We start from the raw sequence: 26135 nt of genomic DNA on the forward strand, positions 1-26135 counted from the left end.
GCGGGGCGTTGCGGCGTCTCGGAGTACGACGAAACCCCCGGCACGCGGCATACTGGGGTTGCTATGACTCCCCCTCCCCCGCGCCGCCGCCACCTGCCCAACAGCCCCTTCGCCCCGGACCCGGAGCCGGTGATCGAGGAGTTCGCCGTCGGCGACCGCGTCACCCACGACCTCTACGGGCTGGGCAAGATCACCAACGTCGAGGAGTCGGCCGTGACCGTCGACTTCGCCGGCAAGCCGGTCCGCGTCCTGAGCCCGTTCACCAAGCTCACCGCCCTCTGACCCCTCCGGTGATCCGCAACGTCGTCGTCGGCGTGGTGCGCCCCGGCGTACCCCCGGAGCAGGTCGAGGCGGCCCTCCAGGCCCTGCGCGACTACCGTCTCGACGGGGTCCCGCCCGGCCTCGCCGGCATCGTCGCCGGCCAGGACCTCGGCCTGCGGGAGGCCAACGCGTCGTACTGCCTCACCGTGGACTTCCCCGACGAGGCCGCCTACCGCGCCTACGACCTCGACGAGGAGCACAACCGCATCCGCCGCGAGCTATTCGCGCCGATCTCGGAGTCCATCCAGCGCATCCAGTTCCGCCTGCCCTGAGTCCGCCCACCCCGGGTCCGGCGCCGAGGCTGCTCTGCTGAGTGCGTGGGCCGACCCGACGCCCGACCCCGAGGTCGCCGCCGTCGGGGATCGACGGTCCCCGGGCCCGGGCCCCTAGCCCGCGCCGGCCTCGGACGGGAGGTCCGGGGGCAGCACGGAGTCCCCGCGCCCGCCGGCACGCGGCGCGCCGGCCCGCCCCGGCTGGCGCTGGCGCGGTGGACGGCCGGGCTCGGGCCCGTCGATCGCGCGAAGCACGGGATCGTCCTGCGGCACCTCCCCGAGATCGGCGACCTGCTGGGCGACCTCGCGGAGCTTGGTGTTGCTGCGGTTGGAGTGCCGCCGCAGCAGCTCGAAGGACTGCTCGCGGTCGAGGCCGTAGCGGGCCATCAGGATGCCCTGCGCCACCCCGATCAGGTGGCGGGTCTCGACCGACTCGGTGTAGGCCTCCCGCTGGCGGGCCGAGTGCAGTGCCACGGCGGCGTGCGCGGCGAAGCTGAACGCCGCGGCGATGGCACCGGCGTCGAACGCCTCGACCTCGGCGCTGTACAGGCTGAGCGAGCCGAGGACGTCGGAACCGGCGGCGAGCCGGACCGACAGCACCGATGACATTCCGAGCTCGGAGATCCGGCGGCCCAGCTCGGGCCACCGCGTCTCCCGGGCGGCGTCGGAGACCAGCGAGACCTCGCTGTTCCACGCCACCTCGACCGACGGGCCCTCGCGGCGCCGGTGCTGGAGCTCATCGCACGCCTCGGCGAGGCCCGAGGTGGCCGCCGCGGCCCACCTTGCCGGTGCGCTCGCTGACGACGGCGTCCTCGCAGGGGTCGACGGCTGCTTGAGCCGCGCGCACCACCATCTGGCGGACCCCCTCGACGCTGGGCACCGCGAACAGCTCCCGGCTCGTGCGCGCCAACCGCAGCGCTGCCTGCACACCCTCTTCCATGTCACCCCCTCGTCACCGAAGGGCACCCGCACCGAGCGGTGCCCACCACGTCGCCCGCGGCACGGGGAGCGTCCTGGGCGACTGCCGCAGCGACCGATCGCCTCATCTTCACCCCAAGCCCCGGGGTTGCGCCAGGCACCTCCGTCTCCATCTGTCCTCTCCCAGTCGTCGTCGAGGAGTCCGCGGTCACCGCACACGCGCAGTGTCGGGTCGGCCCAGTGCCACCGCAGGTGGGCCACGAACCGGGCCGGCTGGACGCGCCGGCTGGCGTACGCCCCGCCGACCCGGAGCGGGCCGCTGCTGCCAGGACCCAGCCGGTCCGGCGCCGTCACGCTCGGCCGCCAGGGGCGGCCCCCGACGCGGAGCACGACCGCCTCCACCACGATCGGGGAGGTGGTCTCGTTCACGACCACCCCGCCCAGCTGGACCCGGTAGGCCCCCGGCAGCATCCGGGTGCCCCCGGAGAGGTCGGGGTGCACCCGGACCGCCCGCAGGTCGACGGCCGGCGCGGCCCCGGTGGGGCACACGACCCGCGCCCCGGCCCGGCGCACCACCCACGGGGTGGGCGCAGGGCCCTGCACCCCGGTGCTGGCCACCGGTGAGGAGGACGCGCTCGCGCTCGTCGAGGAGCCAGCGGTCTCCGAGCCGCCACCCCAGCAGCCGGTGGTCAGCAGCAGCGGCACGAGGGCCCAGGCGGCGGCCGTGCGGCCGCGCATCAGTGGCACGTCCCGCTCCCGGCGTCGGTGGCGGTCGAGCCGGCGACCGGCACGAACCGGAAGTCGTAGCTCGTGGGGTGCAGGGTCATCTGGAGCACGCCGAACGTGTTCGCGATCCGCGCCTCGCTGTTGGCCGCCGGCGTCGCCCGCACCGCGAAGAAGCTGCGTCCCCCGGTGCCGACCAGCAGCTCCCGGATGCCACGGGCCGGGTCGGCGACCCCGTTGACGTCCTGGGGTGCGAAGCGCTCGTAGAAGTGGGCGTGGCCGTTGAGGACGACGTCGGCCCCCTTGTCGTAGAGCAGCTTGAAGATCGCCGACATGTCGGGCTGGTGGTCCTGGCTGGAGGAGAACACCGGGATGTGCCAGTAGGCCAGGGTGCAGGTGTTGGGGTGGGTGTTCAGGTCGTTGAGCAGCCACTGGTACTCCGGGTTGCCCGGGTTGCAGCCCCCGACGACCCCGCACTGGCTGTCGAGTGCGACCAGGTGCCAGGCCCCGACGTCGTAGGAGTACCAGGACGGGCAGCTGCTGGTGCAACCCGGGGCGAGCGGGTGGGACTTGGTCCCGAAGTAGGCGAAGTAGCCCACTCCGCCGGTCGGCTGGATCGAGCTGCCGATGTAGCCGTACTCGTGGTTGCCCGGCACCGGGTGGGCGATCGAGTCCAACCGGCCCCACGAGGGGGCGTAGGACGCCTGGTAGTCCGAGAGCGCACCCAGTTCGTAGGTGTTGTCGCCCAGGGGCAGCAGCGCGGTCGGCTTGAGCGACACGGCCAGGTCGGACGTGGCCTGCTGCTGGCAGGAGGTCGACGTGGGGGCCTTGCCGTCGGGGCACGCGATGTCACCGGCCGCCACGAGCGTCGGGTCCCCGCTGCCGGGGCTCGTCGTGGTGGGGCTGGAGGTCGGCGTGGGCGTCGGGCTCGTCGTGCTGCCACCGGTGCTGACGACCAGGCGCGGCGAGGACCCGGTCGCCTCGCGGCTGGCCACCTTGTTCGCCGACGTCCGGGTCGTGGTCAGCACGAAGGTGTAGGTGCCGTTCCCGGTGATCGCCGAGGTCACGTCCGCACTCCCCCAGGTGCTCACCGTCACCGGAGCCGCCTTGCCGGCCCGGACCCCGACCGGTGGCGCGTTGTTCCAGGTCAACCCGGTCTCGGTCCAGGAGCTGTCGGACAGGGACACGTCCACCCCCTCGGTCGAGGTCGAGTAGCTGTAGAGCTGGAGCGAGGCCGCGGTCACCGGGGCGGTGAGCCCGCTGACGGTCACCTTCAGGTAGCTGCGCTGCTCGGGACCGGTCGAGCTCGGCGCCTGCTCGAAGAGGGTGAAGGCGCCCCCGGCGTTCGTGTCCGGCTGGTCGGAGCGCACGGAGGCATCGGCCTGCGGGGTGAACGTCGCCGTGCCGGTGCCCGCGGACGCCGTCGTGGTGGGGCTCGAGGACGCCGACGCGGTGGACGACGGGGTCGTCGACGCGGTCGTGGTGGGGGTCGGGGTGGACGTGACGGGCGGGCTCGAGGACGCGGTCGGGGTGGACGTCACGGTCGGGGTCGGCGTCGTGGTGGGGGTCGGCGTGGGGGTCGCCGTGGTCCCCGGGTCGACCACCAGCTGCGGCGGGGTCGCGGTCGACTCCCGGCTGGCGAGCTGCTTGTTCGCGGTGGACGTCGTCGTCACCACCAGCGTGTAGGAGCCGTTGCCGGTGATGGCCGAGGTGACGTCGAGCTCGGACCACGCGTTCACGGCGAGGTTGCTCATCGTGCCCACGGTGCTGCCCACCCCCGGGGCGTTGGTGAAGGTGATGCCGGACTCGGTCCAGCTGCTGGAGCTCGTCGAGACCTGCACGCCGGTCGTGCTGGCGGCGTAGCTGTAGAGCCGCAGGACGACCTTGGCCGGTGCGCCGGTCAGCCCCGAGACGTCGAAGCGGAGGTAGCTGTTGCTCGTCGGCGTCGTGGCCGAGAGCGCCGAGGTCGCGAGCACGTACTTCGACCCGTAGTTGGCGTCGGGCGTGTCCGAGCGGACGTAGGAGTCGGCCGCGGCCTTGATTGTGATCGGTGCCGCGGACGCCTGCGAGGCGAGCACCAGCGGCGCCAGACCGAGCAGGCACGCGAGCAGCACCAGGACCAGGGTCCGCGCCGGCCCGCGCGCCGGGTGGCGGACCCGGCGGCGGGCCGACGCGTCGTCCGGGCGGCCGGACGGTCGGTGGGTCGACGACGTCGTCGACGCGGAGCTCGGAGCGGTCGTGCGGGGGCGGAGGTTCATGGCGTCACCTGGTGGTCGTGGTGGTGGAGGTGGTGGCCCTGGGCTCGTCGGCGGGGGGTCGTGGCGGTGCCGGGTCGGCGGCGACGGTGCCGGTGCACGGGCCGGTGAAGCCCGCGGCCCGGGCCCGGGCGCTCTCCTCGGTGAAGCTCCGGACGTAGTGGCCGGTGCGGTCCGCGTCGAAGTACTGGTGCGCCTCGTAGCGGATCTGGTCGAGCGGGTCCCGGATCCAGGCCCGCGGCTGGTAGGTCGTCCAGCGCCCCGGGGAGGCGCCGCCGTACCCCGAGACCATCAGCACGTGCCGGTCCCCGGCCGCCCGGAGGCCGGTGACCACGGCCTGGGAGGCGCGCTGCCAGGTGCGGGCGCCGACGGCGGGGTCGGAGGCCAGGTCGGTGGGCTCGTTCATCAGTCCCAGGCCCAGGACGCTGGTGTGGGCGGTGAGCGCCCGGCTCGTCCGACGCCAGAAGTCGACGAGCGCGGAGACCGGCAGCCGTCGCGAGCCCAGGACCAGACGACGGTGCCCGCCACCCGGTGCCGCCACCCAGTAGTCGCCGTAGTTGTGCAGGTCCAGCACGACGCCGAGCCCGGCCTGCTGGGCGGCGTCCAGCGCCCGTCCCACGCGGGCGACCTCCCGGGCGTCCAGGGGACGGTCCAGTCGCGGCTGCAACCGCTCCCAGGTCACCGAGAGCCGCACCACCTGGGCGCCCGTCGCGGCGAGCTGGGTGAAGTCCGCGGCGTCGTCGTAGTAGTAGTCGGTGCCGAAGACGCCCGTGCGGGTGTTGCTGTACCACCGGGCCCCCTCCGCGCCGGCGCCGAACGCGCCGCTGGGCAGGTCCACCCCGCGCAGGAGACCGGGCACCCGGGAGTGCTGCTCGACCACGGTCGCCTGGGGTCGGCTCACCGGCTCGGCCTGGGCGCCGCGCAGCTTGTAGACGGTGAGCGGGTAGCCCGACGGCCACCACCGTCCCGCCGCCCAGGCGCTGACCCACAGACCGTCACGGTCGGCCGCGTCGTACCAGCTGCTGGCGACGTCGGACCAGTCAGCGGCGTCCCGCGCCCCGGGCCAGCCGACCTCGCCGACGTAGCCGCGGACGTGCTGGGAGCGCAGCCAGCCGGTGAAGGAGCGCAGGTCGTGCACGGCCTGGGCCGCGACGGGCCCCGTGGTGCACGAGGTCTGCTCTCCCCCCGGCCCGAGGACGTACGCCGCGAGGCCCACGACGAGCGAGACCGCGACCGAGATCGCCAGCCCGCCGAGCAGGGGTCGCCTGCCCAGCTCGCCCAGCCGGGACCGCCGGTGCGTCGGCCGCGGCCTCACGGCGTGCCTCCGGAGCCGGTGCGGCGCGAGGTCGACGAGGTGCCGTCGGTGACGCGCCACACCATCACCCGGTCCTCGGGCTCGCCGAAGCTGGCCACGACTGACCCGTGGGCCAGTGCCTTGCCCAGCGTCGGGAACTGGGTCAGCGTGTCGGGGCTGGGCGTCAGGTCGTCCTGGAGGTGGACCGAGAGCGCGTCCTGGTGGTCCAGGACGACGTAGTCGATGCCGCGCCAGGCCTGGTTCCTCGGCAGGTCGACGTCCTTGTCGACGTCGAGCTTGGTGAACCAGATGACCTTGTGGCGAGGGTGCCCGTGACGCACCAGGTCCACCCAGTAGGCGTCGTCGACGACCAGGGTCTGGTCACGACTGGTGCTGCTCTCCAGCCAGGACAGGGCGGTGGCCTTGCCGGCGTCCCGGTCGTGGGTCCGCAGGTCCTCCAGGCCGTAGCGCCAGGGGTTCCAGACGTTGGCCACCATCACCACCAGGACCCCGGCCACGACCACCCCGAAGGTCCCCCGCACCACGCGCAGCGGGTCCAGCAGCCGGCCGGACGGAGGTCGTCGCAGGGCCGGCGCGGCCCAGCGGACCGCGGCGTCGATCACCCCGGCCAGGGTGAGCACCGCGAAGGGGATCATCGCGATCACGAACGGGTAGGGCAGGTAGCCGTTGCGCAGCAGGCTGCTCAGCTGGATGACCAGGGCCAGGGTCACCGCCCGGGTGCGGGCCAGCAGCAGGCCCGGGACGACCGCCACCAGCGAGGCCACGCAGGTCCAGTGGTCCAGCTCCAGCCAGGTGGTCACGACCGTGTGGGCGGTGCTCTTGGGGTCGAAGATGCTGCCGCTCCCGACCCGGTCGAACAGCTGCCACTGGATGGCCCACTGCAGGCTGACGTGGCCGGGCCCCTCGAACAGCTCGTTCTTGAGCAGGGCGTAGAGCGGGTAGAGCAGGCCGAGCAGCGAGACCGTGCTGGTGAACATGGTGACGGTGAACTTGCGGTTGCGCGGGTCGCAGCGCTGCCAGAACAGCAGGACCAGCGCCGGCATGAACAGCAGCGCGGTCTCCTTGCTCAGCACCGCGACCGCGAAGCAGCCGGCGCTGGCCGACGCGGCCCACATCGAGCGCCGCGGCGAGGCGGCGAAGAAGAACGCGGCCAGCAGCCACGGGGTCACCAGGTTGTCCAGCAGCGCGGTGCGCTGGAAGTAGACCGCCAGGGGGCTCAGGCAGAACATCGCGACGGCAAGCACGGTGCCCGCGCTGCTCAGGCCCAGTCGGCGTGCCAGCCGGTAGAGCAGCACGATCGAGATCAGCTTGCAGACGAAGGCGAACTCGCGCCCGGTGGCCACGGCGTACGGCAACCGGCCGAAGGCGTCGGTGAGCACGTTGTAGGCGGCCATCTGGAGCTGGCCGAGCGGTGGGTGGGCATACCAGTAGGTGTAGTGGGCCAGCTGGTGCAGGTTGGCCACGGCCCACGCGTAGGCGGTGTAGGTCCCCTCGTCGTCGAACCGGGCCGGGGAGTCGTACATCCCCTGGGCGTGGACCACGCCGCCCACGACGAGCATCACGGTGAGCAGGGCGAGGTCGACGCGGTCGCGCCACAGGCGGCGGGACACGCGGTGGCGGAGCCCCTGGAGGCGCTCGCGGGGCGTCGGGGCGACAGCGCGCTCGAGCTCCTCGAGGTCGAGGTCGAGGTCGAGGGGCGACAGCGTGGTCGGGTGGCTCACAGCAGGGACTCCTCGGTCTCCGAGGCCAGGGCCGGACGGTGGGCGCCGACGTGGCTGGTCTTCTCCCACGACCGCTCGCCGCGCAGCTCGCGCCGGGTGGCGCGCACGGCCGCGGCGGCCAGGACCAGCTGGTAGGGCAGGGTGCCGACGACCAGGCGGGCGTAGTCGCGGACCCGCACGTGCTGGCCGAAGGCGCGTCCGAACTCGTGCAGCCCCACGGCCTCGATGGCCACGGTGGCGAGCGTCGGCAGCATCGGCGCGAAGGTGGCCATCACCACCAGGTCGGGAGCGTGCAGGGTGAACATGGACACCAGCGCGACCGGCACCAGCACGCCGGAGAGGGCCTGCATGAAGGGCATCGTGAGCAGATAGACGGCCATCGCCCGCTGGGGCAGGGTCGGCAGCCGCCGCCACTCCCCCTTGCGCATCACCTGCAGGAACCCCTGGCTCCAACGGGTGCGCTGCTTGAACAGGCCCTGGAGCGTCGGCGGGGTCTCCTCGCGGGTGGCCAGCTCCGGGCTGTAGGCCACGGCGACCCGGGCACCCCAGCTGGACAGGCGTACGCCGAGCTCGCAGTCCTCGGCCAGGCAGTCGGGGTCCCACCCCCGGGCCAGCCGCAGCAGGTCGGTGCGCACGAAGACGGTGTTGCCGCCGAGCGGGATGAACCGGCGCCGGGCGTGCAGGTGCAGCCGGGAGGAGAACCAGAAGAAGTACTCGAGCACGTTGCGCAGCGACCACCAGGACGTCTGGAAGTTCATCAGCTGCACGCCGCCCTGCACGACGTGGGCCTCCGTGGCCCGGAAGCAGGTGTCGACGTGGCGCAGCAGCGCCGGCGCCACCTCGTCCTCGGCGTCGAAGACCCCGACGATCTCCTTGGTGCACAGCGGCAGCGCCGTGTTGAGGGCCCGCGGCTTGTTCTTCACCTCGTGGGTGTCGACGACCACCCGCACCCGGGACTCGGCGGCGGCCAGGTCGTGGGCGACCCCCGCCGTGCCGGGGTCGTCGTGACCCACGATGACGATCACCTCGAAGTCGGGGTGGTCGCTGTCCAGGAGTCGCTCCACGGTGTGGGCCAGGACCTCCTCCTCGTCGCGGGCCGGGACCAGCAGCGAGAAGGAGAGCCCGGGCTCGTCGGGCTCGGGGAACCGGGTGGCCTGGACGGACTCCGGCGTGCGCCAGGAGTCCACCATCCACACCAGGGTGCTCAGGGCCACCACGAGCAGGAGGGTCGTGGCAACCAGGTAGAGCCCGAGGACGACGTCGAGGATCACCGACTCACCTCTCCAGGAGGCTCGGGATGCGGTCGGCCCAGTCGAAGGAGTCCGAGGCCATCCGGCGTACGCGCACCGCCTTCAGGACCGACCCCAGCACCACCCGCTCGCGCTCGCGCAGCCGGTCGTACTCCTGCCCGCCGACCACCAGCACGGGGGCCAGGTAGCGGAAGGGCGGGAAGCCGTAGGCGTCGTCGGTGTTCTCGACCAGCTCCTCCAGGGCCTGCTCGGGCGACATCTCCACCAGCGAGGGTGCGCCGCGCTCGATCACGAAGATGTCCGAGACCTGCACCTCCTCGAGGAGCTCGCAGGCCACGAGCCGGTCCGCGCCGTACTTCGGCGGCGGGATCACGATCTGGGTCAGCGCGTTGGCGGTCATGATCGGCAGGTTCACGTTGCCCATGGCCAGCCCGACGCCGCGTCCGGCCTTGGAGTGCACGCGGCTCTGCACGGCCAGGCGCCACCACTCCGCCCGGCTGAGGTCGCCGGGGTCGACGGCCCGCAGGGTGTGGTTGCTGATGGTCAGCGGCTTGGGGTAGCACCGGGCCAGGCCGTCGGGACCGATGATCGTCATGTCGTCGGAGAGGAAGCGTGCGCCCTTCTCGCGCAGCAGGCGCAGGATCGTGCCGGTCTTGCCGGTGTCGGTGCGCGCCGAGAGCATCACCCCGCGTCCGTCGATCTCCACGCAGGCCGAGTGCAGCAGCATGTGCCCCTTGGAGGCGATCACGAAGCGCAGCAGGGCCTCGATCACGTTGGTGTAGGCCACGTGCGGCGACCGGGCCAGCACCGGGCTGACGGTGACGGTGATGCGCTCGCCCAGGTCGATGGCGAAGTTGGCCGCCAGGCGCCCCAGGTGCTCCTCGTAGCGGACCCCGGCCGGGCCCTCGAAGCGCAGCAGGCGGGCGCGCGACTTCAAGGTGCCGCGGCCGACCTTGCCGACCCGGATCTCGATGTCGAGGTCCTTGCCCAGGCGGGGCTGGCGGAAGAACTCCAGCTCGCCCAGCGGCACCTCGCTGGCGATGGTGACCAGGTCGGCGACCGCGTAGCGGTACGGCAGGTACCCGGTGCCCTTGACGCCGACGCTGCGCTCGCGGTAACTGGCGGTCGGGAGCTCCGGGCCCTCGTCGAACAGCACGTCCACCGGCGGACGCGCGGCGGGCGTGGTCGGCAGGGCGGCGCGCGCCCCGGGCGGCGCGATCGTGGTCACCGTGGCGATGCCGCTCGAGGCGGTGGAGGTGACCACGGGCTCGAGGTGCTCGTCGTCGGTCGCGGTGCGCTGGTGGGGCAGGGTCAGGCCGGTGCGCTCGGCGGGGCGCTGCGTGAGGTCGGTCATGAGGTCTCCTCCAGGAGGGTGAGGCGTTCTTGGGAGCGGAATCGGACGAGGTAGCCGAGCGCGAGCGTGAGCACGTTGGCAGCCAGGTAGTGCACGCCCAGGACGCTGACCAGGAGCGCCAGGAAGGGGATGCGGAGCAGCAGGACGGCGTTGCTCATGACCATGAAGCCAGGTAGCGGCTCAGGGGGGTCAGTCGCTTGCGCCCGCGGTAGACGAGGCGGTCGACCAGGACGAAGTTCCACGACGACGCGACCTGGGTCGTGGCCACCGCGGCGGCCAGGTAGTTCAGGTGCAGCGTGCGGGGATCGGCCAGCAGCCACATCACGGCGACGTTGACCAGGAGCCCGGTCAGGCCGACGGCTGCGAACCCGGTGCCGCGCACCAGGCGTCCCGAGCGACGCAGGCTGCCCAGGGTCTCGGCGATCCGCAGCGCGACCAGCCGGCGCACGAACGTGGCGCCCTCCCCCAGCGAGGCCTTGCTCTCCCCGCTGTGCCGGACCCCGAAGGTGAACGGCACCTCGGCCTCGGTGACCTGGCCCTCGCGGGCCAGCAGCTCGAGGAGGATCTTGAAGCCGCGGGGCTCGAGCGCGTCGAGGTCGACGGCGTCCAGGCGTACGGCGAAGAACCCGCTCATCGGGTCCGAGATGCCGCGGAGGTTCCCGGGGAAGACCAGCTTGCTCAGGGCCGTGGAGCTGCTGGAGACCACGGCGCGGCCGAACGACGCCAGTCCCTGGGAGGACCCACCGGGCACGCGACGGCTGGCCACCACGACCTCGGCGTGCTCGCGCAGGCCGGTGGCGATCAGCGCGGGGACGAGCTCCGGCGGGTGCTGGAGGTCTCCGTCCATCACCACCGCCCAGGGCGTCCGGGCGGCGCGCAGGCCCACCAGCACGGCCCCGCCCAGTCCACCGACGCGCTGGCTGCGATCGCGGTGGATCAGGTCGACCGACAGGTGCGACAGAGCGGCCACACGGACCACCTCGAGCGGCGTGCCGTCCTCGCTGTCGTCGACGAAGAGGATGCGGCAGTCGTCCCCGGCCATGGCCCGGGTGATCCGAGCCACGAGCGGGGCGATGTTGCCCACCTCGTCGCGGGTCGGGACCACCACGGTCACCGCGCAGGAGAGCGGGTCGGACGCCGGCCCGTCGTCGGCGGGCCGCAGGTGGTTGAGGAACTCCAGGGTGGCCTCGGGGCTCTCGGGCCCCTCCTGGCGGTGCTCGGTCGCGGCGTCCCCGGAGGAGGAGGCCGTCGGGGCTGGGTCGTCGGGCGGGTGCGAGCGCTGCTGCGGCACGAGACCCGGAGGGGCACTCGGCGCGCGGCGTGACGCGGGGTCGAGATCGGACATCGGCGGACTCCTGGGAAGCAGGTGTGGAAGCCGAAGGCGGCGCTACCGAGACATCACCGACCCGTGCCAGGGGCCACCACGGAGGGGCGTTGGCGTCGGGTCACCGAGGACCGAGGCGGGGCGACCGGGACGGGGCACCGGGCCTGCGGTGGTGGCGGCCGCGCTTGCGGCGCGGACGAGGAGCTGCGGGCCGACCGGTGGACGTCGTCGTCACACGATCGGCGGAGCTCCGCAGCACCGCCGCTGGGTTGACGGGCTGCATGGGCACGTTCCGGGACCCGATTGATTGAATCCCCCTCGAGCCGGGTGACCGGCTCATGAACGAAGTACAAACAACTCGCGATGACTACGTCAAGGACCCACCCGGGTCATCCGGTGGGGTAGCCCGAAAGGACTAGACCATCCCCAGTGGCGGCGGACTTCCGCCACCCCGGCCCTCGATGACCGCTTGCGGCTGCCCATCACGTGGGGTCTGCTCCGTCGATCCAGCGCCTCCAGGTGCGCCGGGCTTGAGGTCCACGGGGTCCGAGGTCCACGATCGAGTCATGGTCTTGCGATGGCTGCTGGCGCTGCCGCCGCCGGTGCGCCCGGTGGTCGTCGGCGCCGTCCTCACCGGGACGGCGGGCGCGTCCGTGGGTCTCGTGGTGGGCCTCTCGGCGTACGCCCCGACCGCCTGGGCCGCCGCCCTCGAGGTCGGCCTCCCCGCCACCCTCCTGGGCGCCCTCCTCGGCGTCGCCTGGGCCGTCCTCCGCCCGAGACGCGGCGGGTCCCGCGCCGGTTGAGCAGGGCCCCCCGGGCCCGTCGTCGAAACCCCGCGAGTCACCAAACAGCCAGGTCAGGAGCCCTCTCAACCCCGTCGTCTTGTCGGTGGTCCCTGCCAGGATGGACCCATGAGCAGCCACCCCCACGACGACCCGGCCGGTGCCCCCGCGCACCCGTTGGTCGACCTCGTGGACCGGCTGCGCACCCGCCTGGACCGCCTGACGGGCCCGACCGCGCGACCTGTCTGGGGTCTGACCGATCCCGAGAAGCGCCACGTCCTGGTCGAGCTGGCCGCCATCACCAACCAGCTCGACGCGATCCGCCTCGACGTCCTCGCCGAGACCGACCGGACCCGCGCCACCGACGCCTCCGGAGCCCGGTCGGCCGCGGACTGGGTCGCGATCGAGACCCGGCAACGCCGCCCCCACGCCCGCGCCGACCTCCACCTCGCCACCCGGCTCGAAGCCCACCGGCCACTGCACGACGCCCTCGCCGCCGGCGGCGTCAACACCGACCAGGCCCGCGCGATCCTCGCCAGCCTCGACCTCCTCCCCACCACCGGCGACCTCGCCGTCACCCCCGAGCAGCGGGCCGAGGCCGAGCACTGGTTGATCGGCCAAGCAGCGCACCACGACGCCACCGCACTGCGGACCCTGGGCCGCCACCTCCTCGAGGTCATCTGCCCCGACCAGGCCGAGGAGATCGAAGGACGCCTCCTCGAAGCAGAAGAAGCAGCCGCCGCGCGCCGGACCACCTTCACCATGCGCGAGGACGACCAGGGCACCTGCCACGGACGGTTCCGCATCCCGACCCGCCACGGCCACATGCTCGCCAAGATGCTCCAGACCCTGACCCCGCCACCGGCCGCTCCGGGAGTCGAATCAGCACCGGAGGTCGAGGACCAGCCGCTGCCGGTGCGCCTGGGGGTGGCGTTCACCGACCTGATCGAGCGCATCCCCGCCACGTCGCTCCCCACCAGCGGTGGAGTCGGCGCCACGGTCGTGGTCACCATGACCCTCGACCAACTCCTGGCCCGCCTCGACGCCGCCGGGGTCTGCACCCTGGACACCGGCGCGAGGCTCACCGCCGCCGAGGCCAGGAGGCTGGCGGCTCGCGCCGGGGTCATCCCGCTGGTCCTCGGTGGGGCGTCGGTCCCGCTCGACGCCGGCCGCACCCGGCGCTTGTTCTCGGCCCAGCAGCGGATCGCGCTGCAGCAGCGAGACCGGCACTGCACCGCCGCCGGCTGCACCACCCCACCCGCGCTGTGCCACGCCCACCACGACCAGCCCTGGTCCACCGGCGGAGCGACCGACCTCGCCAACGGACGCCTCCTCTGCGGCCACCACCACAGACGAGTCCACGACCCCGCGTTCCGCCACGAGAGACACCCCGACGGCACCATCCGCTTCCACAAGCGGGAGTGAGGGGACACAGCAGCGCCAGGTTGCAGACAAGTCACCAATGTGTCCCCCTGTGACCACCCCACGACGCGCAGCCATTTATGCCCGCATCTCCAGCGACGTTGACGGCACCCGTGCCGGGGTTGAGCGCCAGGTGACGGATTGCCACGCCCTGGCGGATTCGCTGGGCTGGACGGTGGCTGGGGAGTACGTCGACAACGACGTGTCAGCCTCGTCGTACAGCCGTAAGGCGCGACCTGAGTACGAGCGTCTGATGGCTGACCTGGGCGACGGACTGGTCGATGGTGTGGTGGTTTGCAACATCGACCGGTTGACCCGGCGACCTGCTGAACTAGAGGCCTTCTACGACGCGGTGACCGCCGCTGGCGTGACCCAGGTCAGGTTCGTGACCGGGGATACCGACATCTCAACCACCGACGGGCTGATGATGGCCCGCATCTTGGGCGCGTTCGCCGCCAAGGAATCCGCCAACATCGGTCGACGTGTGGCGCGGAAAATGGAGCAGGTAGCAGCGGAGGGACGACCCCACGGCGGCTCACGACGCCCCTACAGCTACGGGCCCGACAAGATCACCGTCGTCCCCGACGAAGCCGAGGTTTACCGGACCCTGGTGGCCCGGTTCCTCGCAGGCGAGTCGACCCGCTCGCTGACGATCTGGCTCAACGACACCGGCATTCCCACCGTGACCGGAGCCGCATGGGTCACCTCGACGTTGAAGCGGATGCTGACCAATCCCCGCTATGCGGGGCTCCGTGAGCACCGGGGCGAGGTGGTCGGCCCCGCGGTCTAGGACGCCATCGTCAGCGTCGAGGAGCACCGACGCGTGCTCGCTAGGTACGCCGAGAAGAAGAACAGCGGACGCCGCACACCCCAGCGGTACCTCCTGTCAGCGATGCTGCGCTGCGGCAAGTGCGGCAACACGTTGTTTTCGTCTTCCCGTGTCACCACGCGCCGCTACGTGTGCCTGTCTGGGCCCGACCACCGGGGCTGTGGGCGGCTGACCGTCACAGCAGACCCGCTGGAGCGCCTGGTCGCTGACGCGGTGCTCTTTAGGCTTGACACACCCGAACTTGCCGACGCCCTGGCCGGACGTTCCAGCGCCGATGAACGCACCGAGGACCTGTCGACCCGGCTGACACAGGTACAGGCCCGTCTGGACGACCTGCCCGCCGCGTTCGCCGCCGGGGACATCACACGTCGCGACTGGGCCCTGGCCCGCAAGCCCCTGGAAGAGCAACTGATGCAGCTGCAACGGCAACTGGGCCGGATTACTCGAACCAGTGCCCTGACCGGACTCCTCGGCAACGGTCAGTCTCTACGCCGCTCCTGGGCGGACCTGACCCTGCCGCGACAGCACGCGATCGTCGGGGCCCTGGTCGAGCACGTCACCATCGGACCCGGCACCCAAGGAGTAACCGCTCTCGATCCTGCCCGCGTCGACATCACCTGGCGTCACTGACGCATCCACCAGGCCCCGGCCCGGGACCGGGCGGGAGCCGCTGCGCTTGCGCTCCAGCCCGGCCCCAGAACCGACACTCAGCAGGACACCCACCTGGCGCACCGTGCTGGCGTCAGTGACCTTGACCGCGACCCCTTGTGCTCGACAGGACGCCGTCACCCACGCAGCGAGTCCCTCCTCGCTCAGGGCGCTCAGTCCCACGCGGCCCACACCGCCGGCGGACCCTGCCACCCCTCGACCTCGTCGGAGGACCACAGCACTGCGGGCAGCAGCCCGCCCATGGCAATGACCGCCTGGTCCAAGACGTCGTCCGAGGACACATCGGTCAACCTGACCGCGGGCGGCTGGAACCCCTCAGCGACCTCGTAGCGATGTAGTCCCGCCTGCCGTTCCACGGCCTGGTCAGCGAAACTCTTGGTCACGTACTTCGACAAGTAGCCCGCAGCCTTGCGCCCCTCATGCAGTGCGGTCGAGCCGACCGGCAGGTCAGTCAGTCGCTTGATGTGCACGAACCCGTGCGGCCACGCCGCCTCGATCTGCCCGCGCGGGATGTAGTGCCCGACCGCGAAGTGAACGTGCAGACCATGCCCCGTCTTGTGCCACTCCGGCACCCACACGTACGGGAACGGACCCACATCGAGGAACCGGCGCAGCGTCCGGAAGAACAGGCCCACACGGACCCGCAGCAGCTGCGGGTCGTGCAGGCCCTCACCGGCATAGGTCAGCGTGCCCAACCGGTTGAGCCGATGAGCCGCGCAGTAGCGCCGCACCTTCGCGCGAGCCCGTCGCCCAGCCTCGAGGCGAGCACGCTCCGGGTCCGCAGCCGGGGTACCCGGCACCCAACCGGTTCGGCGAGGACGATACGAGGGCACGAATGCGCCACCCGCCTCGCCGGCAGTGGGGTACAGGGTGAGCGACCAACCCGCATCGGGGCGGACCAAAATCTGATCGGACATAGGAACACTCCAAGGAAGAACCGACAGGGAATGTCGGCCCCACTCGAAGCAGATGCGAACGCAGCGAGGCCCAAGCCACCTGCGGTTTTGCTCGGCCCGCTCACTACCCCGCTGTACCGGATCGTCCCTAGTCGCGTCCACGACCATGCGTTTTAGCTCCGGAGCAGAGCCATGCAGTGTTACTCGGCGCTGGTGGCGCGCCGTTCCGATCTCGCAGACACGAATGTCACCGATGTAACCCCGGCCTGTCAAGACCCGCCAGGTCCGCGTCACAGCCGCCGGTGCCCACGCATCGCACCCCCACACGGCAAGAAGCACGCCGTGCGGGGCCCCTGCGACCCGAGAAAAGCGCAGGCACCGGCTCAGGACTCCGACGCGGAACCCACCCCGGGCCCATCCGAGTTACGTTGCTACTTCAAGTCAAGAGAGCAGGGCGCCGACCATGGACCCCACCAAGCCAGCGGCCCCGCCTGCGCCCGTTGCGAGGGCGACCACACGCGTGTCATACCGGGACGCCGATTGCTCAATTGCGGCACGGATGAACGAAAGATCGAGCGAGTCGACGGCGTGGTCGTCATCGCCGAAATCGTCCTGGAACATCGGAAGGCTCCCACTTTCCTCTGCCGATTCCAGGAACCGGCGGCGCATACCGTCCCATTCCCGCTTGAAAGACTCCAAGCGCGCCAGGGCGATCCAGAGCCTTGCCACGAGAACTTTGGTCTCACTGCGCTCCTCTCGCGCCTTTCCAATTTCTCGTGCTCGCGCACCGAACTTCAGTTTGGCGCGCCTGATCTGCTCGTACTGGACTTCTAGCAATCGATCCACGTCCGACCGGGCCGCCGATTCGAGATCCTGAATTCGTCGTGCAAGGTTTTTGTATCGCGCGAAGAAAAAGGCAGTCTGTCGAAGTGAGATCATCATATCCCCGGCCACCCCGATGGGCTCATTCTCAGAATGAACGTGAATATCCGCGGCGGGGAACCCGTGAGTTTTTACCTTCCCAACCATTCTGGGGCCAACAGCTCTTTCGATTCGCAGCACTCGATGCGCGAACTCATTAGTGCATCCCGGACTGCACGGTTGCGCGTATAGGGCGCCTCCGGCCGAAGCCAGGACGTCCGTAAGGATGTCGATGACGACGTGACCGCCGGATCGAGTTGGTAGAACGGTCTCCTCCTCCCGATCCCACATAACCAGCGCCGTGATCCCGTCCCATGCTACGAAGTATGTGTCCGTAGGGACGTCGTCAACGTTCAAGAACCTTCGTTAATTCTTAATCGGGACAACGACTTTGAATGTAATCGGATCGGAGAACCATACAGCGTGGAAGTGATCGGCACCCGACAGCAAGTCGTCGACCTCGGCGTTACTGGTAAAGGCCGGAAAGAACTTGTGTTTGTGCGCCCAGTCTGGCCTCAGAGGCACATCCGATAAGAGGGAAACACGCGGGTCGTTGCGAAGGGCGCCCATCACACTATCGTGAAGTACATCAATGCTTGGTCCGTCGCAAGGCGAGGCCAGGATGAAAGTCCCGAAACGACCGAAAAAACAATCGACAATTTCTTCGGAGTGCGAGGAGTCATCGGTCGAGCTAGGCGCCCCCCTTTTGCCCGAGATGAGGCCATCTGCATCGTTTTTGTTGACGTCAGAATCGTGTGCCACGCGTCTACCCCCAGAGATTGATCTGGAGCCTATACGAGGTCGCTTTCACGATCAGGCTGGCGGAGGGGGCAGGGGTGGTACGAAAAACCTGCGAGGTTGCTGGCACAGCTGCGCCCCTCAGCTGTCGAAGCCCAGCCCCAGCTTGCCGGTGGCCTTGAGCCACAGGTTCTCGCGGCCGCCGTTCGCGTCGGCGCGTGCCAGCGACCGCCGGGTGGCCTCGATGCCGGCCCAGCGGAGCGGCTCGGGCGGAAACGGGAGGGGCTTGGTGCGGACCATCTCCAGGCGGGTGCGGGGGGTGTCGAGACCGGCGAGGAGGTCCAGGACGACGTCGCCGGCGAAGCGGGTGGTCCCGACGCCGAGGCCGGTGAAGCCGGCGGCGTACGCCACCCGGCCGTCGAGGGCGGTGCCGTAGAACGCGGCGAAGCGGGTGCAGGTGTCGATCACGCCGCCCCAGGTGTGGCTGAAGCGGACGCCCCCGTCTACCTCCGCGAGCTGCGGGAAGGCGTCGAAGAACCGCTCCGCGAGGGTCAGGTGCGTCGCCGCCCTCTGGTCGTACGCCGGCCCCGTCGCGCTCCCGTAGTGGTAGATCGCGTCGTACCCGCCCCACAGGATCCGCCCGTCACGGGTCGTGCGGGCGTAGATGAACTGGTGGCCGGCGTCGGAGTAGCCCTCGCGCCCCGCCCACCCGATCGCGTCGCGCTGCGCGGGGGTCAGCGGCTCGGTCATCAGGACGTAGTCGTAGACCGGCACCGTCATCAGCCGCAGCCGGCGCAGCAGCGAGGGCCACGCGTTGGTGGCCAGCACGACCTGGCCGGCGGCGATGGGCCCGTGGTCGGTGGCCAGCGCCACTCCCGACCCCGTGCGCCCCGAACCCGTACGCCGCAGCCCGGTGACCCACGTCCCCTCCACGATCCTGACCCCCAGGGACAGACACGCTTCGCGCAGCCCCCAGGCGAGCCGGGCCGGCTCGAGCATCGCGGAGTCGGGGTCGTGGAAGGCCGCCAGCGCGGTCGGTGAGTCGATCCGCTCGCGCAGCGCGTCGCCCTCGAGCCAGGTGACGTCGAGGCCCAGGCCGGTCATGGCGGCCTGCTCCTCGGCCACCCACCCGACCTGGTGGGGCTGGGTGGCGATCGCCAGCGAGCCGGAGCGGGTGAAGTCGCAGTCGATGCCGAACCGCTCGACGGTGTCCTGGATGGCGTCGAGGTTCTCCCGGCCGAGCGCGAGCAGCGTCGGCATCTCCTCGGGCCAGCGCGCCATCCCGTTGCCGAAGCCGTGGGTCAGGCTGGCCTCGCAGAAGCCGCCGTTGCGCCCGCTCGCGGCGTGGCCGCAGGTCTCGCCCTCGACCACCAGCACCGACCGGCCCGGGTCGCGCTCGGCCGCCAGCAGCGCGGTCCACAGCCCCAGGTAGCCGCCGCCGACGACGACCAGGTCGGCCGACGCGGGCCCGTCCAGGGGCGGGAGTGGGGCGGGCGCCGCCGGGTCGTCCAGCCAGTACGCCGAGGGCGACGCGCCGCGCAGGGACTCACGGGCGTGCGGGTGGGGCGTCACCGCGCCAGCGCCTTCTCCTGCCGACGCCGGTTCAGCTCGACGGCGACCACGATGGCGATCGAGATCAGGAACATCACCGTGCCGACCACGTTGACCTGCATCGGCACGCCGCGCTGGGAGACGCCCCACACGTACATCGGGAACGTCGTGGTGTTGCCGGCGTTGAGGTTGGTGATGATGAAGTCGTCGAAGGACAGCGAGAACGACAGCAGCGCGGCGCCCAGGATGCCGGGGAACACCAGCGGCAGGGTCACCCGCCGGAAGGTCTGGGCCTCGGTGGCGTAGAGGTCCATCGCCGCCTGCTCGAGGTTGGTGTCGAGCCCGGCCAGCCGGGCTCTCACCGTGACCACCACGAACGACAGGCAGAACATGATGTGGGCGATCAGGATCGTCCAGAAGCCGAGCGTCCCGCCGAAGCCGGTGGCCACGAACAGGGCCAGCAGCGAGGAGCCCATCACGATCTCGGGCGACGCCATCGGCAGGAAGATCAGCAGGTTGGAGGACGACCGGCCCGCGAAGTCGTGCCGCACCAGCGCGAACGCCATCAGCGTGCCCAGCACGGTCGCGACGACCGTGGCCAGCAGGCCGATCTGGATGCTGCGCGAGACCGCGCCGCACATGTTGGCGGCCTTGCAGGGGTGCAGCCAGTTCTGGAGCGTGAAGGCGTCGAAGCGGTAGATCAGCTTGGACTTCGGCTTGTTGAAGCTCATCAGGACGACCACGAAGATCGGGACGAACATGTAGACGATCACCAGCAGGCCACCGGCCAGCACGAGGTGACGCCCGATCCAGCGGCCCAGGCGTTGCAGCGGCGCGGTCACAGCAGGTCCTCCGTCCCGGCCCGGCGGACGTAGAACAGCACCATCACCAGGATCAGCAGCATCAGGATCACCGACAGCGCCCCGGCGGCCGGGTAGTCGTTGGCGTTGGTGAACAGGTCCTGGATGACGTTGCCGATCATGCGTTGCTTGGGGCTGCCCAGCAGCTGGGCGTTGATGTAGTCACCGACCGCGGGGATGAAGGTCAGCAGCGTGCCGGACACGACACCGGGCAGCGACAGCGGCCAGGTCACGCGCCAGAACCCGACGAAGGGCCGGGAGTAGAGGTCGCTGCCGGCCTCGATCAGCCGGTGGTCGATCTTGTCGATGCTGGCGAACAGCGGCAGCACCATGAAGGGCAGGAAGTTGTAGACCAGCCCGGCGACCACGGCCACCGGCGTGGCCAGCAGGCGACCCTCGGGGCCGATGACGTGCACGAACTGCAGCGCGTTGACGATGAAGCCGTCGTCGCGCAGCAGCAGCTTCCACGACAGGGTGCGCACCAGGAAGCTGGTGAAGAACGGCGCGATCACCAGGACCAGCATCAGGTTCTTCCAGCGACCGGCCTTGAACGCGATCGCGTAGGCCAGCACGTAGCCGAGCACCAGGCAGATCAGCGTCGCGACGGCGCCGTACGCCAGGGACCGGAGCAGGGGGCTCCAGTAGTTGCTCAGGGCGGCGCCGTAGTTGCCGAACGACCAGTCCATCGAGTAGCCCTGCAGCGTCGACCCGTCCGGGTCGTAGAGGCTGGTCGCGACGAGCGAGTAGAGCGGCACGACGAAGAAGACCGCCAGCCACAGCAGGCCGGGCAGCAGCAGCCAGTAGCCGGTGAGCTTGCGCTTGTCCCGACGCCGGGGAGCCGGGGACGCGGAGCCGGGGCCCCGGGGGGACTGCGGCTCGCGCGCCTCGGCGGCCGCGGCGAGGGGGGTTCCCGCGGAGGACGCGCTCACGGCGCGACGTCCTCCCGGTCGCGACCGGCGCTGGCGTCCTGGTCGTGGTCGAGCAGGAAGGCGAACTCCGGGCGCCAGGAGATGTCGACCTCCTCGCCCTGGGTGAAGAGCCGGCGGCGTCCGGTGTTCTGCTGGAAGACCTGGATCTCCTGGCCCCAGGGCATCCGGACGAGGTACTGCGTGCTGACGCCGATGAAGCTGACGTCGGTCACGCGGCCACCGGGGATGCTGTTGCCCGGGGCGTCGATGTCCTCGCCGACCTCGGCGATCAGGACCTTCTCGGGACGGATCCCGACCCAGCCCTTCTCCCCCGCGGTCCCGCTGACGTGCGCCCGCCCGGTGGGGATCGAGGCCGTCGTGCCCTGCATGTCGACGGACACGTTGTCGCCCTCGCGACCCTTGACCTCCACCTCGATCAGGTTGGACTGGCCCAGGAAGTTGGCCACGAAGGTGGTCTGCGGGTTGTCGTAGAGCTCCGCGGGGGCGCCCATCTGCTCGATCACGCCGGCGTTCATCACCGCGATGGTGTCGGCCATGGTCATGGCCTCCTCCTGGTCGTGGGTGACGTGGACGAAGGTGAGCCCGACCTCGGACTGGATTCGCTTGATCTCCACCTGCATCGAGCGCCGCAGCTTGAGGTCGAGAGCGCCGAGGGGCTCGTCGAGCAGCAGCACCTCGGGGCTGTTGATCAGGGCCCGCGCCAGCGCCACGCGCTGCTGCTGGCCGCCCGACAGCTGCGCCGGCTTCTTGCGCGCCTGGGTCTCGAGCTCGACCAGGTCGAGCATCTCCTTCACCTTGGCGTCGACCTCCTTGGCGCGACGACGGCGCAGGCCGAAGGCGACGTTCTCGAAGATGTCCAGGTGCGGGAAGAGCGCGTAGTTCTGGAAGACGGTGTTCACCGGGCGCCGGTAGGGCTTGTCCCAGGTGATGTCCTTGCCGCCGAGCTCGATCGAGCCCGACGTCGGGGTCTCCAGGCCGGCCACCATCCGCAGGGTCGTGGTCTTGCCGCAGCCCGAGGGGCCGAGCAGCGCGAAGAACGAGCCGGTGGGGACGTCGAGGTCCAGGGACTTCACGGCCGTGAAGCTCGAGAACTCCTTGGTCAGGGCGCGCAGCCGCAACCCGTCGTACGCCGTGCCGCTGTCGCTCCGCGGGGGTGCTGCCTCAGCCACCTGTGACATCGGACCAGTCTCCTTCGTATTGCTTCGTCTGCTTGTCGTCGAGCGCCATGAAGGCGAAGGTGTCCTTGAGGTCGTCCTCGGAGGGGAAGATCAGCTTGTTCTCGACCAGCGACTTGTCGATCTTGGCCATCGCGTCCTGCGCTCCCACGACGGGGCAGATGTAGTTCACGTACGCCGCGAGCCGGGCCGCGACCTCGGGGTCGTAGTAGTAGTCGATCCACTTCTCGGCGTTGGACTCGTGCTGGGCGAGGTTGGGGACCAGCATGTTGTCGCTCCACAGCGACAACCCCTCCTCGGGGACCACGAACTTGATGTCGGGGTTGTCGAACTGCGCCTGGATGACGTCGCCCGACCAGGCCTCGCAGGCCACGATGTTGCCGGCGGTGAGGTCCTGGATGTACTCGTTGCCGGTGAACGCCCGCACCTGGCCGGACTTGACGACCTTGCGCAGCTTGGTGATCGCCGCGTCCCACTGGTCGCCGGTGAACTTCTCGGGGTCGGCGCCGACCAGCTTGAGCATGAAGCCCATCGTGTCGTGCATCTCGGAGAGCAGCGTGATCTTGCCCGAGAGGTCGGGGCGGGTGAGCAGGTCGGCGAAGCTGCCGACCTCCTTGGTCAGCTTGGCGTTGTAGGCGATGCCGGTCAGGCCGGCCTGCCAGGGCGCGGAGTAGGTGCGCTCGGGGTCCCAGGCCCGCTTGCGCAGCGCCGGCAGCAGGTTCTTGTGCAGGTTGGGCACCTTGGCGGCGTCCAGCGGCTGCACCCAGCCCAGGTCGATGACCCGGGCCGCCATCCAGTCGGTGAGCACCATCATGTCGCGACCGATCGGCTGGCAGTCGCCGAGCTGGTTGCGGACCTTGGCGAAGAACTCCGCGTTGTCGCTGATGTCGTCGGTGTAGGCGACCTTGATCCCGGTGGTGGTCTCGAAGTCCTGCAGGGTGTTCTTCTGCTTCTTCGTGGCCTCGTCGATGTAGGCGGGCCAGTTGGAGACCACCAGCCGACGGTCGGTGGCCGAGACGTCGCGGGCCACGCACTTCTTCGGGTCCTGGACCGCCGACGGCGTGCCGAACGCCGGCAGGACGGCGGCCGACCCCAGGGCGAAGGCGCCGAAGCCGCCCGCCTTGAGGAACGCCCGTCGCGAGGCGCTGCTGCGCCCCGACGGTCGTCCGGTGGGGCCGTTCGGGCCGCTGCCCGGGTGTTGCGGTGATGCCACGCCGACCTCCTCGTGATGACGCCGGTACCTTCGCACGACGTCTTGTCAGAAACAAGAGATTCCGTCGTCGCGCAATCTGTTCGCCACGGAAACGTTACAAGTGGCCGGGCTCGGCAACGGTTTGCGCCGTTTCCGGGGCCGCGCCTGCTTGCCCTCGGGCCGGATGCCGACGACCATGGCGGCATGGTCGCCTCCTCCGCCCCCGCCCCGCGCGCGCAGTCGACGCTCGACGACGTCTCCCGCTCGATCATCGAGCAGCTCCAGCAGGACGGGCGTCGCTCCTACGCCTCGATCGGCAAGGTCGTCGGCCTCTCCGAGGCGGCCGTGCGCCAGCGCGTCCAGCGCCTGACCGAGTCGGGGATCATGCAGATCGTCGCGGTCACCGACCCGCTGCAGATCGGCTTCGCCCGCCAGGCCATGGTCGCGGTGCACGTCCAGGGGGCCATCGAGCCGGTTGCCGACGCCCTGTCGCAGATGGAGGAGGTCGTCTACGTCGTGATGACGGCCGGCACCTACGACGTCCTGTGCGAGGTCGTCGCCACCGACGACGCCGAGCTCCTCGACCTGGTCTCCGCCCGGATCCGCGCCGTGCCGGGCGTGCGCGACACCGAGACCTTCATGTACCTCAAGCTGTCCAAGCAGACCTACTCCTGGGGCACCCGGTGACCTCCTCGCCGAGCAGCCCCGTGCGGTCGCTGTGGCAGGACACGCTCGGGGAGGACACGCCGGCGCGGCCCGCCCTGCCCGGCCCCGCGGCGTACGACGTGGTGGTGGTGGGGGCGGGCCTGACCGGGCTCTGGTCGGCGTACTACCTGCGCCGGGCCGACCCGACCCTGCGGATCGCGGTGCTGGAGAAGGAGGTCGCCGGCTTCGGCGCCTCGGGGCGCAACGGCGGCTGGTGCAGCGCCCTGTTCCCCACCTCGTGGGACGCGCTGGTGCGGGCATCGTCTCTCGACGGCGCGCTGCGCCAGCACCGGGCGATGCAGGAGACCGTCCGCGAGGTCGGCCGGGTCCTCGAGGCCGAGGGGATCGACGCCGACTTCCACCGCGGCGGCACCCTCACCCTGGCCCGCACCCCCGTCCAGCTGCGGCGCCTCGAGGCGGAGGTGCGCACGGCCCACGGACGCGGGTTCACCGAGGACGACGAGCGCCTGCTGGGCGCCGCCGAGGCGAGCGCGGTGCTGGACGCCGACGGGGTCCTCGGCGGGGCCTTCACCCCGCACACCGCCCGGGTGCACCCGGCTCGCCTCGTGCGCGGGCTGGCGCGTGTGGTCGAGGCCGCCGGGGTGGAGGTGTTCGAGCGCACCGAGGTGACCGGGATCGAGCCCGGGCGCGTGCACACCGTCGCCGGGACCGTGCGCGCCGAGGTCGTCCTGCGCGCGACCGAGGGCTACACCCCCGGGCTGCCCGGCCACCGGCGCACCGTCGTGCCGGTCTACTCCCTGATGGTGGCCACCGAGCCGCTGGACGAGGCGACCTGGGCCCGGATCGGGCTGGCCGACCGGCCCACCTTCACCGACGCCCGGCACCTGATCGTCTACGGCCAGCGCACCGAGGACGGCCGGATCGCGTTCGGCGGCCGTGGGGCGCCGTACCACTTCGGGTCGCGGGTGGCGCCGGCGTACGACGCCGAGCCCCGCGTCTTCGCCGACCTCGAGGACACCCTGCGCGACCTGCTCCCCCAGCTGCGCGGGACGCGCTTCACCCACCGCTGGGGCGGGCCGCTGGGGATCGCGCGCGACTGGGCCGCCTCGGTCGGCCTGGACCGGCGCACGGGCCTGGGCTGGGCCGGGGGGTACGTCGGTGACGGCGTGGCGACCACCAACCTGGCCGGCCGCACGCTGGCCGACCTCGTGACCGGCGCGTCCACCGACCTGACCTCGCTGCCCTGGGTGAACCACCGCAGTCGCGCCTGGGAGCCCGAGCCGCTGCGGTGGCTGGGCATCAACGCCGGCCTGCGGGCGATGACGCTGGCCGACGCCGAGGAGGCCCGCACCGGACGTGGCAGCCGGATCGCCCGCGCGATGGCGCCGCTCACCGGCGGCCACTGACCGCCGTCGGCACGAAGGGGGTGCGCGCTGCCCCACCGCCTGGGACCATGCGGGGACGCCGTGTCGCAGGCGCCGGGACGGGTCCGGAGCCGCGTCTCGTGGGGAGCGGGCGGTGACAGGGGTGGGGATGATCAAGGGAGAGCCGGCCGGGTCACCGGCGGCCGCGGCCGACGCCCGCTACCGGCGTCCGCCCCGCGCCCGGATCGCCGACAGCGACAAGGCGATCATCGGCGCGCTCCAGCAGGACGGCCGGCGCGCGTACGCCGAGATCGGCGAGCCCCTCGGCCTCACCGCGGAGCAGGTCGAGGCCCGGGTGGACCGGCTCGTCGACGCCGGCGTCATCCAGATCACGGCCGTCTCCGACCCCCTCCAGCTCGGGTTCGCCCGCCAGGCGATGCTGGGCGTGACCGTGGAGGGGCGCACCGCCGCGGCCGTGGCGGCCGACCTCGCGCGGGTGCCCGAGCTGGTCTACGTCGTGGTCACCGCCGGCGGCTTCGACGTCATGGTCGAGGTCGTCGGGGACAGCGACGCGCACCTGCTCGAGCTGGTCACCGCGCGGGTCAAGCCGGTCCCGGGCGTGGCCGCGGTGCACACCTTCCTCTACCTGGAGCTGCAGAAGCAGACCTACACGTGGGGCGTGCGCTGA

General features: G+C 71.2%; 25 protein-coding genes. 9 read left to right on the forward strand and 16 right to left on the reverse strand.

The annotated features are described in order from the left end of the window. The first annotated feature begins 63 nt into the window (after nt 1-63). A complete protein-coding gene (locus tag ACYVDA_RS16435; RefSeq protein ID WP_460819519.1) occupies nt 64-282 on the forward strand; it encodes a hypothetical protein in 219 nt (72 codons plus the stop codon). A gap of 8 nt (nt 283-290) precedes the next feature. Next, nucleotides 291-593 carry a Dabb family protein gene (locus ACYVDA_RS16440; protein ID WP_460819520.1) on the forward strand — a complete coding sequence of 101 codons (303 nt, stop codon included), beginning with the start codon at nt 291-293 and terminating at the stop codon, nt 591-593. Nucleotides 594-707: 114 nt separating this feature from the next. On the opposite strand, the gene ACYVDA_RS16445 is transcribed toward ACYVDA_RS16440, so the two are convergent. The 9 genes from ACYVDA_RS16445 to ACYVDA_RS16485 form a co-directional block, all read right to left on the reverse strand. Beyond that, on the reverse strand, nt 708-1292 hold the full coding sequence (locus ACYVDA_RS16445; RefSeq protein ID WP_460819521.1) for an ANTAR domain-containing protein: 585 nt from the start codon (nt 1290-1292) through the stop codon (nt 708-710). 37 nt (nt 1293-1329) lie between these two features. Beyond that, nucleotides 1330-1533: a hypothetical protein gene (locus tag ACYVDA_RS16450; protein WP_460819522.1), complete on the reverse strand. Its 204-nt coding sequence runs from the start codon at nt 1531-1533 to the stop codon at nt 1330-1332. 715 nt (nt 1534-2248) lie between these two features. After that, entirely contained in the window at nt 2249-4492 is a 2244-nt protein-coding gene (locus tag ACYVDA_RS16455; RefSeq protein WP_460819523.1) for a CBM96 family carbohydrate-binding protein, read from the reverse strand. A gap of 4 nt (nt 4493-4496) precedes the next feature. Further along, complete coding sequence (locus ACYVDA_RS16460) at nt 4497-5804, reverse strand: glycoside hydrolase family 5 protein (RefSeq protein WP_460819524.1); 1308 nt, start codon at nt 5802-5804, stop codon at nt 4497-4499. After that, nucleotides 5801-7525, reverse strand: a complete 1725-nt coding sequence (locus tag ACYVDA_RS16465) for an ArnT family glycosyltransferase (protein ID WP_460819525.1) — start codon at nt 7523-7525, stop codon at nt 5801-5803. Before ACYVDA_RS16465 ends, ACYVDA_RS16460 begins: the two co-directional genes overlap by 4 nt. Continuing rightward, nucleotides 7522-8796 (reverse strand): glycosyltransferase, encoded by a 1275-nt coding sequence (locus ACYVDA_RS16470; RefSeq protein WP_460819526.1) that lies wholly within the window; start codon nt 8794-8796, stop codon nt 7522-7524. Before ACYVDA_RS16470 ends, ACYVDA_RS16465 begins: the two co-directional genes overlap by 4 nt. Before the next feature lie 4 nt (nt 8797-8800). Then, on the reverse strand, nt 8801-10129 hold the full coding sequence (locus ACYVDA_RS16475; protein WP_460819527.1) for a hypothetical protein: 1329 nt from the start codon (nt 10127-10129) through the stop codon (nt 8801-8803). Beyond that, a complete protein-coding gene (locus ACYVDA_RS16480) occupies nt 10126-10287 on the reverse strand; it encodes a hypothetical protein (RefSeq protein WP_460819528.1) in 162 nt (53 codons plus the stop codon). Before ACYVDA_RS16480 ends, ACYVDA_RS16475 begins: the two co-directional genes overlap by 4 nt. Beyond that, on the reverse strand, nt 10284-11474 hold the full coding sequence (locus ACYVDA_RS16485) for a glycosyltransferase (protein WP_460819529.1): 1191 nt from the start codon (nt 11472-11474) through the stop codon (nt 10284-10286). Before ACYVDA_RS16485 ends, ACYVDA_RS16480 begins: the two co-directional genes overlap by 4 nt. A 545-nt stretch (nt 11475-12019) precedes the next feature. Between ACYVDA_RS16485 and ACYVDA_RS16490 the strand changes: the two genes are divergently transcribed. The 4 genes from ACYVDA_RS16490 (at nt 12020) to ACYVDA_RS16505 (ending at nt 15116) form a co-directional block, all read left to right on the forward strand. Continuing rightward, nucleotides 12020-12256: a hypothetical protein gene (locus ACYVDA_RS16490; RefSeq protein ID WP_460819530.1), complete on the forward strand. Its 237-nt coding sequence runs from the start codon at nt 12020-12022 to the stop codon at nt 12254-12256. Between the two features lie 108 nt (nt 12257-12364). Then, the gene (locus tag ACYVDA_RS16495) at nt 12365-13660 is read left to right on the forward strand and encodes an HNH endonuclease signature motif containing protein (protein WP_460819531.1); all 1296 of its coding nucleotides are present in this window, start codon (nt 12365-12367) and stop codon (nt 13658-13660) included. A 49-nt stretch (nt 13661-13709) separates the two neighbouring features. Beyond that, nucleotides 13710-14447, forward strand: coding sequence for a recombinase family protein (locus ACYVDA_RS16500; protein WP_460819532.1), 738 nt, complete (start codon nt 13710-13712; stop codon nt 14445-14447). A gap of 33 nt (nt 14448-14480) precedes the next feature. After that, nucleotides 14481-15116, forward strand: a complete 636-nt coding sequence (locus tag ACYVDA_RS16505; RefSeq protein WP_460819533.1) for a recombinase zinc ribbon domain-containing protein — start codon at nt 14481-14483, stop codon at nt 15114-15116. 191 nt (nt 15117-15307) lie between these two features. On the opposite strand, the gene ACYVDA_RS16510 is transcribed toward ACYVDA_RS16505, so the two are convergent. The 7 genes from ACYVDA_RS16510 to ACYVDA_RS16540 form a co-directional block, all read right to left on the reverse strand. After that, nucleotides 15308-15850, reverse strand: coding sequence for a rolling circle replication-associated protein (locus tag ACYVDA_RS16510; protein ID WP_460819534.1), 543 nt, complete (start codon nt 15848-15850; stop codon nt 15308-15310). Nucleotides 15851-16492: 642 nt separating this feature from the next. Then, entirely contained in the window at nt 16493-17329 is an 837-nt protein-coding gene (locus tag ACYVDA_RS16515) for a hypothetical protein (protein WP_460819535.1), read from the reverse strand. A 522-nt stretch (nt 17330-17851) separates the two neighbouring features. Then, nucleotides 17852-19282, reverse strand: a complete 1431-nt coding sequence (locus ACYVDA_RS16520) for an NAD(P)/FAD-dependent oxidoreductase (RefSeq protein WP_460819536.1) — start codon at nt 19280-19282, stop codon at nt 17852-17854. After that, nucleotides 19279-20103, reverse strand: coding sequence for an ABC transporter permease (locus ACYVDA_RS16525; RefSeq protein ID WP_460819537.1), 825 nt, complete (start codon nt 20101-20103; stop codon nt 19279-19281). Before ACYVDA_RS16525 ends, ACYVDA_RS16520 begins: the two co-directional genes overlap by 4 nt. Continuing rightward, nucleotides 20100-21050, reverse strand: a complete 951-nt coding sequence (locus ACYVDA_RS16530; protein ID WP_460819538.1) for an ABC transporter permease — start codon at nt 21048-21050, stop codon at nt 20100-20102. Before ACYVDA_RS16530 ends, ACYVDA_RS16525 begins: the two co-directional genes overlap by 4 nt. After that, nucleotides 21047-22228, reverse strand: coding sequence for an ABC transporter ATP-binding protein (locus ACYVDA_RS16535; protein ID WP_460819539.1), 1182 nt, complete (start codon nt 22226-22228; stop codon nt 21047-21049). The genes ACYVDA_RS16530 and ACYVDA_RS16535 overlap by 4 nt, the downstream gene beginning before the upstream one ends. Beyond that, entirely contained in the window at nt 22212-23438 is a 1227-nt protein-coding gene (locus ACYVDA_RS16540) for an ABC transporter substrate-binding protein (RefSeq protein WP_460819540.1), read from the reverse strand. The genes ACYVDA_RS16535 and ACYVDA_RS16540 overlap by 17 nt, the downstream gene beginning before the upstream one ends. Before the next feature lie 183 nt (nt 23439-23621). Between ACYVDA_RS16540 and ACYVDA_RS16545 the strand changes: the two genes are divergently transcribed. The 3 genes from ACYVDA_RS16545 to ACYVDA_RS16555 all read left to right on the forward strand — a co-directional run bounded on the left by ACYVDA_RS16545 (nt 23622) and on the right by ACYVDA_RS16555 (nt 26135). After that, nucleotides 23622-24104 (forward strand): Lrp/AsnC family transcriptional regulator, encoded by a 483-nt coding sequence (locus tag ACYVDA_RS16545; RefSeq protein ID WP_460819541.1) that lies wholly within the window; start codon nt 23622-23624, stop codon nt 24102-24104. Then, nucleotides 24101-25489, forward strand: coding sequence for an NAD(P)/FAD-dependent oxidoreductase (locus ACYVDA_RS16550; protein ID WP_460819542.1), 1389 nt, complete (start codon nt 24101-24103; stop codon nt 25487-25489). The genes ACYVDA_RS16545 and ACYVDA_RS16550 overlap by 4 nt, the downstream gene beginning before the upstream one ends. Nucleotides 25490-25616: 127 nt before the next feature. Then, complete coding sequence (locus ACYVDA_RS16555) at nt 25617-26135, forward strand: Lrp/AsnC family transcriptional regulator (protein WP_460819543.1); 519 nt, start codon at nt 25617-25619, stop codon at nt 26133-26135.

Source organism: Nocardioides korecus (assembly GCF_054778395.1).

What these genes read in the sequence shown, in the direction of transcription:
- ACYVDA_RS16495 (WP_460819531.1), top strand. Translation starts at nt 12,365, where the DNA reads ATGAGCAGCCACCCCCACGACGACCCGGCCGGTGCCCCCGCGCACCCG.
- ACYVDA_RS16485 (WP_460819529.1), bottom strand. Translation starts at nt 11,474, where the DNA reads ATGTCCGATCTCGACCCCGCGTCACGCCGCGCGCCGAGTGCCCCTCCG.
- ACYVDA_RS16475 (WP_460819527.1), bottom strand. Translation starts at nt 10,129, where the DNA reads ATGACCGACCTCACGCAGCGCCCCGCCGAGCGCACCGGCCTGACCCTG.
- ACYVDA_RS16545 (WP_460819541.1), top strand. Translation starts at nt 23,622, where the DNA reads ATGGTCGCCTCCTCCGCCCCCGCCCCGCGCGCGCAGTCGACGCTCGAC.
- ACYVDA_RS16435 (WP_460819519.1), top strand. Translation starts at nt 64, where the DNA reads ATGACTCCCCCTCCCCCGCGCCGCCGCCACCTGCCCAACAGCCCCTTC.
- ACYVDA_RS16535 (WP_460819539.1), bottom strand. Translation starts at nt 22,228, where the DNA reads ATGTCACAGGTGGCTGAGGCAGCACCCCCGCGGAGCGACAGCGGCACG.
- ACYVDA_RS16480 (WP_460819528.1), bottom strand. Translation starts at nt 10,287, where the DNA reads ATGAGCAACGCCGTCCTGCTGCTCCGCATCCCCTTCCTGGCGCTCCTG.
- ACYVDA_RS16555 (WP_460819543.1), top strand. Translation starts at nt 25,617, where the DNA reads ATGATCAAGGGAGAGCCGGCCGGGTCACCGGCGGCCGCGGCCGACGCC.
- ACYVDA_RS16450 (WP_460819522.1), bottom strand. Translation starts at nt 1,533, where the DNA reads ATGGAAGAGGGTGTGCAGGCAGCGCTGCGGTTGGCGCGCACGAGCCGG.
- ACYVDA_RS16490 (WP_460819530.1), top strand. Translation starts at nt 12,020, where the DNA reads ATGGTCTTGCGATGGCTGCTGGCGCTGCCGCCGCCGGTGCGCCCGGTG.
- ACYVDA_RS16455 (WP_460819523.1), bottom strand. Translation starts at nt 4,492, where the DNA reads ATGAACCTCCGCCCCCGCACGACCGCTCCGAGCTCCGCGTCGACGACG.